The 13,156-nt window shown below is 44.1% G+C and carries 20 protein-coding genes; 1 reads left to right on the forward strand and 19 read right to left on the reverse strand.

Annotation, left to right across the window (positions count from 1 at the left end; all coding sequences use genetic code 11):
* Positions 1 to 90 precede the first annotated feature (90 nt).
* From rpsQ to rpsJ, 11 genes are read right to left on the reverse strand one after another with little or no spacing between them, the layout of a single operon-like run.
* Positions 91 to 348, reverse strand: coding sequence for a 30S ribosomal protein S17 (rpsQ, locus tag ABMY35_RS02095; protein ID WP_058031279.1), 258 nt, complete (start codon positions 346 to 348; stop codon positions 91 to 93).
* Positions 348 to 539, reverse strand: coding sequence for a 50S ribosomal protein L29 (gene rpmC / locus ABMY35_RS02100; protein WP_058031280.1), 192 nt, complete (start codon positions 537 to 539; stop codon positions 348 to 350). The genes rpsQ and rpmC overlap by 1 nt, the downstream gene beginning before the upstream one ends.
* The gene (rplP, locus tag ABMY35_RS02105; protein WP_058031281.1) at positions 539 to 952 is read right to left on the reverse strand and encodes a 50S ribosomal protein L16; all 414 of its coding nucleotides are present in this window, start codon (positions 950 to 952) and stop codon (positions 539 to 541) included. The genes rpmC and rplP overlap by 1 nt, the downstream gene beginning before the upstream one ends.
* Positions 953 to 965: 13 nt before the next feature.
* The gene (rpsC, locus tag ABMY35_RS02110) at positions 966 to 1,667 is read right to left on the reverse strand and encodes a 30S ribosomal protein S3 (RefSeq protein WP_058031282.1); all 702 of its coding nucleotides are present in this window, start codon (positions 1,665 to 1,667) and stop codon (positions 966 to 968) included.
* A 12-nt stretch (positions 1,668 to 1,679) separates the two neighbouring features.
* Entirely contained in the window at positions 1,680 to 2,012 is a 333-nt protein-coding gene (gene rplV, locus ABMY35_RS02115) for a 50S ribosomal protein L22 (RefSeq protein ID WP_058031283.1), read from the reverse strand.
* Between the two features lie 12 nt (positions 2,013 to 2,024).
* The gene (gene rpsS / locus ABMY35_RS02120) at positions 2,025 to 2,303 is read right to left on the reverse strand and encodes a 30S ribosomal protein S19 (protein WP_010367084.1); all 279 of its coding nucleotides are present in this window, start codon (positions 2,301 to 2,303) and stop codon (positions 2,025 to 2,027) included.
* 16 nt (positions 2,304 to 2,319) lie between these two features.
* On the reverse strand, positions 2,320 to 3,144 hold the full coding sequence (rplB, locus tag ABMY35_RS02125) for a 50S ribosomal protein L2 (protein ID WP_058031284.1): 825 nt from the start codon (positions 3,142 to 3,144) through the stop codon (positions 2,320 to 2,322).
* A gap of 17 nt (positions 3,145 to 3,161) precedes the next feature.
* Positions 3,162 to 3,464: a 50S ribosomal protein L23 gene (rplW, locus tag ABMY35_RS02130; RefSeq protein ID WP_058031285.1), complete on the reverse strand. Its 303-nt coding sequence runs from the start codon at positions 3,462 to 3,464 to the stop codon at positions 3,162 to 3,164.
* Positions 3,461 to 4,063 carry a 50S ribosomal protein L4 gene (gene rplD / locus ABMY35_RS02135; RefSeq protein ID WP_058031286.1) on the reverse strand — a complete coding sequence of 201 codons (603 nt, stop codon included), beginning with the start codon at positions 4,061 to 4,063 and terminating at the stop codon, positions 3,461 to 3,463. Before rplD ends, rplW begins: the two co-directional genes overlap by 4 nt.
* Before the next feature lie 17 nt (positions 4,064 to 4,080).
* Positions 4,081 to 4,716, reverse strand: a complete 636-nt coding sequence (rplC, locus tag ABMY35_RS02140) for a 50S ribosomal protein L3 (RefSeq protein WP_058031287.1) — start codon at positions 4,714 to 4,716, stop codon at positions 4,081 to 4,083.
* Between the two features lie 27 nt (positions 4,717 to 4,743).
* Positions 4,744 to 5,055, reverse strand: a complete 312-nt coding sequence (gene rpsJ, locus ABMY35_RS02145; RefSeq protein ID WP_058031288.1) for a 30S ribosomal protein S10 — start codon at positions 5,053 to 5,055, stop codon at positions 4,744 to 4,746.
* Between the two features lie 380 nt (positions 5,056 to 5,435).
* On the opposite strand from rpsJ, the gene plsB reads away from it, so the two are divergent.
* Entirely contained in the window at positions 5,436 to 7,862 is a 2,427-nt protein-coding gene (gene plsB, locus ABMY35_RS02150; RefSeq protein WP_349284825.1) for a glycerol-3-phosphate 1-O-acyltransferase PlsB, read from the forward strand.
* Between the two features lie 408 nt (positions 7,863 to 8,270).
* Here the strand turns inward: plsB and rplQ are convergent, their stop codons facing one another.
* The 8 genes from rplQ to rplO all read right to left on the reverse strand — a co-directional run bounded on the left by rplQ (position 8,271) and on the right by rplO (position 13,155).
* Positions 8,271 to 8,669 carry a 50S ribosomal protein L17 gene (gene rplQ / locus ABMY35_RS02155; RefSeq protein ID WP_058031289.1) on the reverse strand — a complete coding sequence of 133 codons (399 nt, stop codon included), beginning with the start codon at positions 8,667 to 8,669 and terminating at the stop codon, positions 8,271 to 8,273.
* A gap of 38 nt (positions 8,670 to 8,707) precedes the next feature.
* Entirely contained in the window at positions 8,708 to 9,694 is a 987-nt protein-coding gene (rpoA, locus tag ABMY35_RS02160) for a DNA-directed RNA polymerase subunit alpha (RefSeq protein ID WP_058031290.1), read from the reverse strand.
* Positions 9,695 to 9,718: 24 nt separating this feature from the next.
* Complete coding sequence (rpsD, locus tag ABMY35_RS02165) at positions 9,719 to 10,339, reverse strand: 30S ribosomal protein S4 (protein WP_058031291.1); 621 nt, start codon at positions 10,337 to 10,339, stop codon at positions 9,719 to 9,721.
* A 21-nt stretch (positions 10,340 to 10,360) separates the two neighbouring features.
* The gene (rpsK, locus tag ABMY35_RS02170) at positions 10,361 to 10,747 is read right to left on the reverse strand and encodes a 30S ribosomal protein S11 (RefSeq protein ID WP_010562279.1); all 387 of its coding nucleotides are present in this window, start codon (positions 10,745 to 10,747) and stop codon (positions 10,361 to 10,363) included.
* A 13-nt stretch (positions 10,748 to 10,760) separates the two neighbouring features.
* Positions 10,761 to 11,117, reverse strand: coding sequence for a 30S ribosomal protein S13 (rpsM, locus tag ABMY35_RS02175; RefSeq protein WP_058031679.1), 357 nt, complete (start codon positions 11,115 to 11,117; stop codon positions 10,761 to 10,763).
* 127 nt (positions 11,118 to 11,244) lie between these two features.
* A complete protein-coding gene (gene rpmJ / locus ABMY35_RS02180; RefSeq protein ID WP_002959476.1) occupies positions 11,245 to 11,358 on the reverse strand; it encodes a 50S ribosomal protein L36 in 114 nt (37 codons plus the stop codon).
* 22 nt (positions 11,359 to 11,380) lie between these two features.
* A complete protein-coding gene (gene secY / locus ABMY35_RS02185) occupies positions 11,381 to 12,709 on the reverse strand; it encodes a preprotein translocase subunit SecY (protein ID WP_058031292.1) in 1,329 nt (442 codons plus the stop codon).
* Positions 12,710 to 12,720: 11 nt separating this feature from the next.
* Positions 12,721 to 13,155 (reverse strand): 50S ribosomal protein L15, encoded by a 435-nt coding sequence (gene rplO, locus ABMY35_RS02190; RefSeq protein WP_058031293.1) that lies wholly within the window; start codon positions 13,153 to 13,155, stop codon positions 12,721 to 12,723.
* Position 13,156 lies beyond the last annotated feature (1 nt).

A 13,156-nucleotide genomic window follows, 5' to 3' on the forward strand; every position in this document is an offset into this window, starting at 1 on the left:
ACAAACTCTAATTTACTTATCCCTAAACGACAAAAGCCCCAGCAAATGCCGGGGCTTTTAAGCAATTATAAAATTAGTCTAAGACTAAAATTAAGCTTGCTTAGGACTAGAAACAACTTCTACTAAAGTCCAAGACTTATTCTTAGAAATTGGCGCGCACTCACGAATAGTAACTACGTCACCTGCTTTAGCAGTGTTGCTCTCATCGTGTACTGACAATTTAGTAGTACGCTTGATGAATTTACCGTAGATCGGGTGCTTAACCTGACGCTCGATAGCAACAACAATTGATTTGTCCATTTTATCGCTTACTACACGACCTTGAAGAGTACGGATCTTATCGCTCATTATGCACCTGCCTTCTGGTTAATAACCGTTTTAACACGCGCAATGTTGCGACGTACTTTTCTCAGTTCGTGAGTTTGAGCTAGCTGACCAGTGCTCGCTTGCATGCGCAGGTTAAACTGCTCACGAAGTAGCTCTAGAAGTTCAGCATTTAGCTCTTCTACGCTTTTGTCTTTTAATTCGCTAGCTTTCATTACATTACCGTCCGAGTTACGAAAGTTGTCTTGAATGGTAGTTTACGAGAAGCAAGGTTGAATGCTTCACGAGCAAGCTCTTCTGAAACACCTTCCATTTCGTAAAGCACTTTACCAGGCTGAATTTCAGCAACCCAGTATTCAACAGAACCTTTACCTTTACCCATACGAACTTCAAGCGGCTTGTTTGTAATTGGCTTGTCTGGGAACACACGGATCCAGATTTTACCTTGACGCTTGATGTGACGAGTCATAGCACGACGAGCTGCTTCGATTTGACGAGCAGTCATACGACCACGACCAGTTGCTTTCAAGCCGAATGAACCGAAGCTAACTTTGTTACCGTTGTTCGCAAGACCACGGTTGCGGCCTTTATGAACCTTACGGAATTTTGTACGTTTTGGCTGTAACATTAATCGCTACCTCTTACTTAGCACTTTTTTTGGCTTTCTTCGGAGCACGTTTAGCTGGCTTCTCTTGCTCTTGTTTCAGTGGAAGACCACCGATAACTTCGCCTTTGAAGATCCAAACTTTAACACCGATGATACCGTAAGTGGTTAAAGCTTCAGAAGTTGCGTAATCGATATCAGCACGAAGTGTATGTAGAGGTACACGACCTTCACGATACCACTCAGAACGTGCGATTTCAGCACCGCCTAGACGACCGCTAACTTCAACTTTGATACCCTTAGCACCTAGACGCATTGCGTTCTGTACTGCGCGCTTCATAGCACGACGGAACATAACACGACGCTCTAGCTGAGAAGAGATACCGTCAGCAACTAACTGTGCATCTAGCTCTGGCTTACGTACTTCTGCAATGTTGATTTGTGCAGGTACACCAGCAAGCTTAGTTACAGCTTGGCGAAGCTTTTCAACGTCTTCACCTTTTTTACCGATAACAACACCAGGTCGAGCTGTGTGAATTGTTACACGGATTGATTTAGCTGGACGCTCGATAACGATTTTAGACACAGAAGCAGACTTCAATTCCTTAGTAAGGTATTGACGTACTTTGTGATCGCCAAAAAGCTGTTCAGAGAAATCTTTAGTATTCGCGTACCAAGTAGATACCCAAGGCTTTGAGATACCTAGGCGAATACCAGTAGGATGAACTTTTTGTCCCATTACTTATATCTCCTAGCTATCCGAAACCACAACAGTGATGTGGCTTGTACGCTTAAGGATGCGGTCTGCGCGTCCTTTAGCACGTGGCATAATACGCTTCATTGTAGGACCATCGTCCACAAAGATCGTAGCTACACGTAGCTCATCAATGTCAGCACCTTCGTTATGCTCCGCGTTCGCGATAGCAGACTCTAGTACTTTTTTAACTAATACAGCCGCTTTCTTAGGGCTGTACGCCAGGATTTCTAGTGCGCGATCAACCGGCAGTCCGCGGATCTGATCAGCAACTAGACGTGCTTTTTGCGCCGAACCAGAGGCGAATTTGTGTTTAGCTAATGCTTCCATCATATCCTCCGATTAACGCTTCTTCGCTTTCTTATCCGCAGCGTGGCCGCGGTAAGTGCGTGTAGGTGCAAACTCACCTAGTTTGTGACCGATCATTTCGTCTGTAACGAATACAGGTACGTGCTGACGACCATTATGGACAGCGATGGTCAATCCGATCATGTTAGGGATGATCATTGAACGACGGCTCCAAGTCTTGATAGGCTTCTTGTCACCGCTTTCCAACGCCTTCTCTACCTTCTTCAGCAAGTGTAGGTCAATGAATGGACCCTTCTTGAGAGAACGTGGCATGGCAATTCCTCAACTATTACTTAGTACGACGACGTACGATTAATTTATCAGTACGCTTGTTTTTACGTGTCTTCTTACCTTTAGTAGGTACGCCCCATGGAGATACAGGATGACGACCACCAGAAGTACGACCTTCACCACCACCGTGTGGGTGGTCTACTGGGTTCATGGCAACACCACGAACTGTAGGACGGATACCACGCCAACGATTTGCACCAGCTTTACCTAGTGAACGTAGCATGTGTTCTGCGTTACCTACTTCACCTAAAGTTGCGCGACAATCCGCTTCAACTTTACGCATCTCGCCTGAACGTAGACGAAGTGTTACGTACTGACCTTCACGAGCAAGGATCTGAACGTATGCACCCGCTGAACGAGCGATTTGAGCACCTTTACCAGGCTTAAGCTCAACGTTGTGAACAGTAGAACCTACAGGCATGTTGCGCATTGGTAATGTGTTACCAGCCTTGATTGGTGCATCAACACCAGACTGAATAGTATCACCAGCTTTTAAGCCTTTAGGTGCGATGATGTAACGACGCTCACCGTCTGCATATAATACAAGAGCGATGTTTGCGCTACGGTTTGGATCATATTCTAAACGCTCAACTTTAGCCGGAATACCGTCTTTAGTACGTTTAAAATCGATTACACGGTAGTGTTGCTTATGACCACCACCGATGTGACGAACCGTGATACGACCGTTGTTGTTACGACCACCTGATTTAGAGTTCTTCTCTAATAGCGGAGCGTATGGCTTACCCTTGTGTAGATCAGGGTTAACCACTTTAACGACGTGACGACGACCCGCAGAAGTTGGTTTACACTTTTGAAGTGCCATAATTCTAACTCCCCTTATTACTCGGCGCCGCCGACAAAGTCTAGCTCGCTACCTTCTTTAAGAGTAACGTAGGCTTTTTTCCAGTCTGAACGACGACCGAAACGCATGCCAGTACGCTTTGTTTTACCCTTAACGTTAAGTGTACGAACACCAGTTACTTCTACTTCAAAAAGCTTCTCAACTGCAGCTTTAACTTCAGCTTTAGTTGCGTCTGTTGCTACTTTGAAAACGATTGTGTTGTTTTCTTCAGCTGCAATAGTGCTCTTTTCAGAGATGTGTGGAGCAAGGATTACTTTTAAAAGACGTTCTTCACGGATCATGCTAGCGCCTCCTCAAGTTGCTTAACAGCACCTGCAGTAATTAATACCTTATCGAAAGCGATTAGGCTTACTGGGTCAATGCCAGCTACATCACGTGTATCAACCTTGTATAGGTTACGTGCAGAAAGGAATAGATTCTCATCTACTTCTTCAGTCACGATTAACACGTCTTTAAGCTCAAGCTCTTTAAGCTTACCAACAAGCTCTTTAGTTTTTGGTGCTTCTAAACCGAAGTTTTCAACAACAACTAAGCGCTCTTGGCGTACAAGCTCAGATAAGATGCTTTTGATCGCACCGCGATACATCTTACGGTTAACTTTTTGGCTGTGATCTTGCGGCTTAGCTGCAAAGCTCACACCACCGCTGCGCCAGATTGGGCTGCGGATTGTACCAGCACGTGCACGGCCAGTACCTTTTTGGCTGAATGGTTTCTTACCACCACCACGAACTTCAGAACGTGTCTTCTGAGCACGAGTACCTTGACGAGCACCTGCTGCGTATGCAACAACTACTTGGTGTACTAATGCTTCGTTAAACTCACGTCCAAAAGTAGCTTCGGAAACTTCAAGCGCACCAGCGCCTTTAATTGCTAATTCCATCACTAAATCTCCAGGACTTATGCTTTAACAGCTGGTTTAACGATAACGTCACCGCCGATAGCGCCAGGTACTGCACCTTTAACTAAAAGCAGGTTACGCTCTGCGTCAACACGAACTAGTTCAAGATTCTGAGTCGTTGAACGCTCAGCACCCATGTGACCGGCCATTTTCTTACCTTTAAACACCTTACCAGGTGATTGGTTTTGACCGATTGAACCAGGAGCACGGTGAGAGATAGAGTTACCGTGAGTAGCGTCTTGCATGCTGAAATTCCAGCGCTTAACACCACCTTGGAAACCTTTACCTTTTGAAGTGCCAGTAACGTCAACTTTGTTTACGTCATTGAAAAGCTCAACTGTTAGTTCAGCACCAACTTCAAATTCACCTTCTCCGCCGTTAAGACGGAATTCCCACAGGCCACGACCCGCTTCAACACCAGCTTTAGCGAAGTGACCCGCTTCTGGTTTGTTTACACGGCTTGCTTTTTTCTCGCCTGCAGTAACTTGAAGCGCGTTATAACCGTCTGTAGCGTCAGATTTGATCTGCGTTACACGGTTAGGCGTCGCTTCGATAACTGTCACAGGGATAGATACACCATCTTCAGTGAAGACACGTGTCATACCCACTTTACGACCGACTAGACCTAATGCCATTTTCCTAAAACCTCTCTAATCTTCCGATTAACCCAGGCTGATTTGAACATCAACACCAGCAGCAAGATCTAGGCGCATTAGAGCGTCTACAGTCTTGTCTGTTGGTTCTACGATGTCGATCAGACGTTTGTGGGTGCGGATTTCATACTGATCACGCGCATCTTTGTTTACGTGCGGTGAAACCAATACAGTGAAGCGCTCAAAACGTGTAGGAAGTGGGATTGGACCACGTACCTGTGCACCTGTGCGTTTCGCAGTTTCCACGATTTCCGCCGTTGATTGGTCAATCAAACGGTGGTCAAAAGCTTTTAGGCGAATACGAATGCGTTGATTTGACATTCTTTAACCTCAATAAAAAGAGCATTTAAAAAGAGCATAAAAAAACCTCCGAAACCACCTAAATAATAGGAAGTCGGGTGTTCTTCTATTTCTACCATTGAACTCCAAATCGGAGTTCCTATTTAATGGCTTGAGATCCAAGCCTTGTTTCTAACTTTCCAGCTAATAATGAGCGGAAAGTTTGCGTATTATATAGAGACTGGTGATAAATGCAACAGTTTATCTTAATAAATATCTTATCTAGCGTTACAGCGAATGAGTCGAGTTCTTTCTGAAAACATCTACACTTAATAGAAGCTTCTGAGATTGATGCTTTTTTGTAAATGGTCAGTCCAGTATTTCCTTGGTATTCTATAGCAAATTTTTTAGCTGGTTATGATATGAACATTTTGTCTCGCAGCGCGAACGTAATTGCAGCTGCCGTAAACCGTATTTTGGTTAGAACAAAACTGCTGCCGGAATCTCCTGTTGCACAATTTGATCTCGACCCATCTGTGCCTACGTTTTACGTAACGCGTCTAAATTCAAAAGCAGATTTAGCTGCATTGGCAGCAGTATGTAAACAGCTGGGCTTGCCAGACCCAAGAGAGCAACAAACACTCTCAGAAAAACAGATCGACCGTTTTATCCCACTTGCTAACCCAACCCCGCTGTTTGGTGACAAAGCAAAACCCAGTGACGCACTGGAAATTGGCAAACAAATCTTCGATGCATTTAGCCTCTCTCCAGAACAGCGCGCACAGGTTGTGCCTGTTACTATTCTTTGGGGCAGAAACCCCGGCAAAGAAAAGCCAGGTATCGGCACACTATTTTCTCATTCAATGACTCCGAGCTGGTTAAGAAAGTTTTTTGTTTTGTTGTTCTCGGGTAGAGATAACCTCGTTCGCTTTAGTCAACCCATTGAACTTAACCAGTTGATGACGGATAAAGCGGATGTTGACGAACTGCCGCACAAACTACTTCGCGTGGCACGCGTGCACTTCAAACGTCAAAAGTTGGCAGCAACAGGCCCCAAGTTACCATCAAGAGAAGCACTCTTCTCAGGCTTGCTTGCATCACCAAGCATTAAGAAGGCGATTGCAGACGAAGCAAAAGCGAAAGGATTAAGCCATCAAGAAGCCAAGTTAAAAGCAAAAGAATTACTTGAGGAAATTGCAGCCAACTACTCTGATGCCATGATCCGAGTCGGTGACCGTATTTTAACTTGGTTGTGGAACAAGCTTTATAATGGCATTGAAGTAAAATACGCAGAGCGTGTTCATGAGCTAACCAATAAAGGCCACGAAATTATATATGTGCCCTGTCACCGCAGCCACATGGACTATCTGTTATTGACTTATGTTATTTATCACCAAGGGCTCGTGCCTCCACATATCGCAGCAGGTGTAAATTTAAACTTCTTCCCTGCAGGGGGGATCTTCCGTCGATCTGGTGCTTTCTTTATTCGCCGCTCATTTGCCGGAAATAAACTTTACTCAGCCATTTTCAAAGAATACTTAAGCCAGCTCTTTATGAAAGGCTACTCGGTTAAGTTTTATACTGAAGGTGGCCGTAGTAGAACAGGCCGCCTATTGCCACCGAAAACAGGTATGTTAGCAATGACCATGCAAGCTATGCTTCGTGGTATTGAACGACCAATCTCTATTGTGCCTGTTTATATCGGCTATGAACACGTAATGGAGATTAATACATATCTGAAAGAGCTCGCGGGTAATGATAAAAAGAACGAATCCATCTTCGCAGTTTTTAAAGCGATAAAAAATCTCAAAAACTATGGTCGCGGTTATCTTAACTTCGGTGAACCAATCGCTCTGCAACAATATCTAAATGAACACCAGCCGGATTGGCGAACGCACATTGGTGATGATAGTACGAAGCCGCAATGGCTTAATACCCAAGTCGCAAATGTAGCGCAAGATATCATGACCAATATAAACAGCGCCGCTGCACTGAATACAGTTAACTTACTCGCCACAATTTTACTGAGTCGCGATCAATTTGCTTTAAGTAAACCAAAGCTACTAAAGCAGCTGGATTTTTATTTAGCACTTCAGCAGCAAGCAAAATATAACGATCAAGTCACGCTTCCTTCAGATGATGCACAATCATTACTAGAGCATGCTTTAAAGTTAAATAAGTTTGATGTGTTAACTGATGAAATGGGCGAAATCATCTCTATTAAGGAGAAAGAGCGCACATTATTTAATTACTATAGAAATAACATCATTCACCTTTTTGCTGTACCAAGCATACTTGCACAGCTAATTTATCAAAAAACAGAAGTTGCTATTGAGTCTGCAAATAAGACCGTGAATGCATTGTATCCACTGTTTGCGAAAGAATGGTTTTTAACAACACTGTCTGAGGACTATATCGCGAATATCTTAAACAGCTTTGAACAACAGAAGCTGATCACCACGGATAATGGCATCATAAAGATCACAGCCGACAAGCAAGCGCAAGCTCAATTAGAAATGCTCGGTAACGTGATGCATCTAACCCTTGAACGTTATGCAATTACAACGACGCAGATTATCAACTCTGATGCGATTAAGCGCCAGCAGCTTGAAGCAGATTGTGAAGTGTTAGCCAAACGCTTAGGTACTTTACATGGCATAAAAAGCCCTGAGTTCTTTGATAAGAAGGTGCTTACCAATCTGATATCTGGGCTAAGGGAGCAAAACTATATCAGTATTTGTGAGCAAAACACCATCCATGCCCAAGAGGCCATAGCTAATTTGCAATCGCAACTGACTGAATTATTGCCAGCGAGTATTTGGCAATCCATACATGAACACAGTAGTTGATATAAAGACTCTAAAAGCCGCTTTTAAATGCGGCTTTTCTTTTACTAATACCACGACGAGTTTAATAGGTCATAGCCTACCAGTGAAACTTCACGCAGCACCAATCTACTTTCAGCACCAATATTCTTTAACCTAGTTAATCAGTTAATCAGTTAATCAGTTAATCAGTTAATCAGTTAATCAGTTAATCAGTTAATCAGTTAATCAGTTAATCAAACTGAGTCTTTAGTAATTGAGCAATTGGTAAACCAAAGGAGTGTTCAATTAATAGATATCGGAAGGGGTTAAAAATGGAAATGTTAGTTTGGGGGTTATTTTATTGCTTCGACTGAAAGGTAAATTAAATAGAACGATTCTGAAAACAAAAAGGCCGAGCTAATGCTCGGCCTTTTCATGTCTTATAAAGACTTACTCTGCAGACTGTGCGTCTTCTTGAGTTTCTTCCGCCACTGGACGGTCTAGAAGCTCAATGTAAGCCATTGGCGCGTTATCACCAGCACGGAAACCACACTTAAGAATACGAGTGTAGCCACCAGGACGCTCTGAAAAACGAGGACCTAGTTCGCTGAATAACTTACCAACAACTTCTTTATCACGCGTGCGAGCAAACGCTAAACGACGGTTTGCTACGCTGTCAGTCTTAGCCAGTGTGATTAAAGGTTCAATTACACGGCGCAACTCTTTCGCTTTAGGCAAAGTTGTTTTGATGATTTCGTGCTTCACCAAAGAACCAGCCATGTTGCTGAACATCGCTTTGCGATGGCTGCTGTTACGGTTTAATTGACGACCACTCTTACGATGGCGCATGACCCTATCCTTCTAACTAAACTAATATAGTAATCTGATTATTCAGCTAGACTTGCAGGTGGCCAGTTTTCTAGGCGCATGCCTAGAGAAAGACCACGTGAAGCTAGCACGTCTTTGATCTCTGTTAGAGACTTCTTACCAAGGTTAGGCGTCTTAAGAAGCTCAACCTCAGTACGCTGTACCAGATCACCGATATATTGAATTTGCTCGGCTTTCAGACAGTTCGCTGAACGTACAGTTAGCTCTAAGTCATCAACAGGACGAAGTAGAATCGGATCAAACTCCGGCTTCTCTTCTTTCGCTTCTGGCTCAGAAACATCACGTAAATCTACGAATGCTTCAAGCTGTTCAGCTAGGATAGTCGACGCACGACGGATCGCTTCTTCAGGATCTAGTGTGCCGTTCGTTTCCATATCGATGATTAGTTTATCTAAGTCTGTACGCTGTTCAACACGTGCTGACTCAACCGAGTACGCAATACGCTCAACCGGGCTGAATGATGCATCAAGCAACAAACGACCGATTGGACGCTCATCGTCATCAGAGGATAAACGACTTGACGCCGGTACATAACCACGACCACGCTCAACACGAATACGCATGCTGATCTCGCTATTGTCAGCCGTTAGGTGACAAATCACGTGCTCAGGATTAGCAATTGTTACATCGCCATCATGTTGAATATCTGCCGCAGTCACAGGGCCTACACCAGATTTAGTCAGGGTAAGGAAAACTTCATCTTTACCTTCTAGAGATACTGCTAAGCCTTTTAGGTTTAACAAAATTTCAATGATGTCTTCTTGAACGCCTTCTTTCGCGCTGTACTCGTGTAATACACCGTCAATTTCAACTTCAGTCACTGCACAACCTGGCATAGATGACAGAAGAATACGACGTAAAGCATTACCCAAAGTGTGACCAAAACCACGCTCAAGTGGTTCTAAAACAACTTTAGAACGTGATGGGTTGATAGCGTCGATATCGACTAACCTTGGCTTTAGGAATTCGGTTACAGAACCCTGCATTTTATCCTCTCTTAACTCTTAACTTTACTTCGAGTAAAGTTCGACGATTAGTTGTTCGTTAATGTCCGCAGACAGATCAGAACGCTCTGGTAGGCGCTTGAAGCTACCTTCCATTTTCTTACCGTCAACTTCAATCCAAGTTGGCTTTTCACGTTGCTCAGCCAACTCTAGAGCAGCGATGATACGCGCTTGCTTTTTAGACTTCTCACGAATTACTACTACATCTTCAGGAGTAACTACGAAAGAAGGGATATTAACAACAGTACCATTAACCATAATCGCTTTGTGGCTAACTAGCTGACGTGCTTCAGCACGTGTGCTTGCAAAACCCATGCGATATACAACATTGTCTAAACGTTGCTCTAGAAGCTGTAATAGGTTTTCACCTGTGTTACCTTTAAGGCGAGCAGCTTCTTTATAGTAGTTACGGAATTGCTTTTCTAGTACACCGTAAATACGACGAACTTTTTGCTTTTCACGTAATTGTAGACCGTAATCAGATAGACGACCTTTACGAGCACCGTGCTGACCAGGTGCTGTTTCAAGCTTACACTTAGAGTCGATTGCTCTAACGCCGCTCTTAAGGAACAGGTCAGTACCTTCACGACGACTTAGCTTGAGCTTAGGGCCCAAATATCTTGCCATGTTCTTTCTCCTAACCTATTGTTATACGCGACGTTTCTTCGGTGGACGACAACCATTATGAGGGATTGGCGTCACGTCAGTGATGTTTGTGATACGGTAACCTAGTGCATTTAATGCACGAACTGAAGATTCACGACCTGGACCTGGGCCCTTGATGAATACTTCTAGGTTCTTAAGACCGTACTCTTGTGCAGCAGTACCTGCGCGCTCAGCAGCAACCTGTGCAGCGAACGGAGTAGACTTACGAGAACCACGGAAACCAGAACCACCTGCAGTCGCCCAAGAAAGAGCATTACCTTGACGGTCAGTGATGGTCACAATAGTGTTGTTGAATGATGCATGAACGTGTGCCATACCATCAGCAACTTGCTTTTTGACCTTTTTACGACGAATTGGTGCTTTAGCCATAACTTACCCCACCTTATTTCTTGATAGGCTTGCGTGGACCCTTACGAGTACGCGCGTTAGTCTTAGTACGCTGACCACGTAGTGGTAGCGAACGACGATGACGTAAGCCACGGAAACAACCAAGGTCCATTAGGCGCTTGATGTTTAGTGTAACTTCACGACGAAGGTCACCTTCAACAGTGTACTTACCTACTTCTTCACGAAGTACGTCAAGTGTTTCGTCAGAAAGATCACCGATTTTAGTAGTTTCGGCGATACCAGTCGCTGCTAAGATCGCCTTAGCGCGAGTTTTACCTACACCATAGATGCTTGTTAAACCGATAACAGCATGCTTATGATCAGGAACGTTAATGCCTGCGATACGGGCCACTAACATATCTCCTATAATTAAACTTGATCATCATCTTGCTGGAAAGCCCGTATAGGATACCCAGCCGATATTCAAGTTTTACCAATGAAACAGGCTAAGTAATATTACTTAGCCTGCATGACTTTTATTAGCCTTGCCTTTGCTTATGCTTTGGCTCACTGCAAATTACACGTACAACGCCTGCACGCTTGATTACTTTACAGTTACGGCAAATTTTCTTAACGGAAGCACGTACTTTCATTGCTCAACTCCGTAAACTAGCCTTAACGACCGTAGCCCTTAAGGTTTGCTTTTTTCAGCACAGAATCATACTGATGAGACATCATATGAGTCTGTACTTGTGCCATAAAGTCCATGATTACTACAACGATAATCAAGATTGATGTACCGCCGAAGTAGAATGGCGTTTGCCACGCCATAGTCATAAACTCGGGCACTAGACAGATAAAGGTTATATACAACGCGCCCGCAAGGGTTAAGCGTGTCATCACTTTATCAATGTATTTTGATGTCTGTTCACCCGGACGAATGCCTGGAATAAAAGCGCCAGACTTTTTAAGGTTATCTGCTGTCTCACGCGGGTTGAATACCAACGCAGTGTAGAAGAAGCAGAAGAAGATAATAGCCGCAGCTAATACCATCGCATACAGAGGCTGACCAGGAGTCAACACTGCAGAGATAGCTTGTAGCACATCAGCGACCGGACCTTCACCTTGGCCGAACCAGCTTGCAATTGTACCAGGGAACAAAATGATACTGCTAGCAAAGATTGGTGGAATAACACCCGCCATATTAACTTTTAATGGTAAGTGCGTGCTTTGAGCAGCAAATACCTGACGACCTTGTTGACGCTTCGCATAGTTAACAACGATACGACGTTGACCACGCTCAAAGAACACAACAAGATAAGTTACAGCGAATACGATTACCGCAATCATTAGCAGTACAAAAACATTCAAATCGCCTTGGCGCGCCATTTCGGCTGTCGAGCCAACAGCAGACGGCAGGTTAGCTACGATACCAACAAATATTAGAACTGAGATACCGTTACCGATACCACGCTCTGTAATTTGTTCACCCAGCCACATAAGGAACATAGTACCTGTTACTAAGCTCACCACAGCGGTGAAATAGAAACCGAAACCTGGGTTAACAACTAACCCGTCCATCATGCTTGGTAAGCCAGTGGCGATACCAATCGACTGGAATGTAGCAAGCACGAGCGTACCGTATCGAGTATACTGGCTGATTTTCTTACGACCTTGCTCACCTTCTTTCTTAAGCTCTATCATCGCAGGATGTATGTGCGTTAATAGCTGCATAATAATCGAAGCTGAGATGTAAGGCATAATACCCAGCGCTAATACCGAAGCACGCTCAAGCGCACCACCACTGAACATGTTGAACATCTCAACAATGGTGCCCTTTTGTTGCTCGAAGAACTCGGCAAGTACAGCGGCGTCAATCCCAGGGATCGGCACGAAAGAACCTAAACGGTAAATAATAATTGCACCTAATACAAATAGTAAACGGCGCTTTAATTCCGCTAAGCCACTTTGTGCACTTTGCATATCTTGACCTGGTTTAGCCATTGTGTACTTCCTTAGTCTTCTACCTTGCCTCCGGCAGCTTCAATAGCTTCGCGTGCACCTTTAGACACTTTCATGCCTTTAACAGTAACAGCGCGTGAAACTTCGCCAGATTTAACTACTTTAACGAACTGGATGTTCTTTTTAACTAGACCAGCTGCTTGTAACGCGTTCAGATCTACCACATCGCCTTCAACTTTAGCGATTTCGTATAGGTTAACTTCAGTAGATACTAGAGATTTACGTGAAGTGAAACCGAACTTCGGTAGACGACGTTGCATAGGCATTTGACCGCCTTCGAAACCAACGCGAACTTTACCGCCAGAACGTGATTTTTGACCTTTGTGACCACGGCCGCCAGTTTTACCTAGACCAGAACCGATACCACGACCAACACGTTTACCAGCAGACTTAGAACCTGCAGCAGGAGAAAGAGTATTCAAACGCATC

This window comes from Pseudoalteromonas sp. BZB3 (assembly GCF_040104455.1).
Taxonomy (GTDB): Bacteria; Pseudomonadota; Gammaproteobacteria; order Enterobacterales; family Alteromonadaceae; genus Pseudoalteromonas.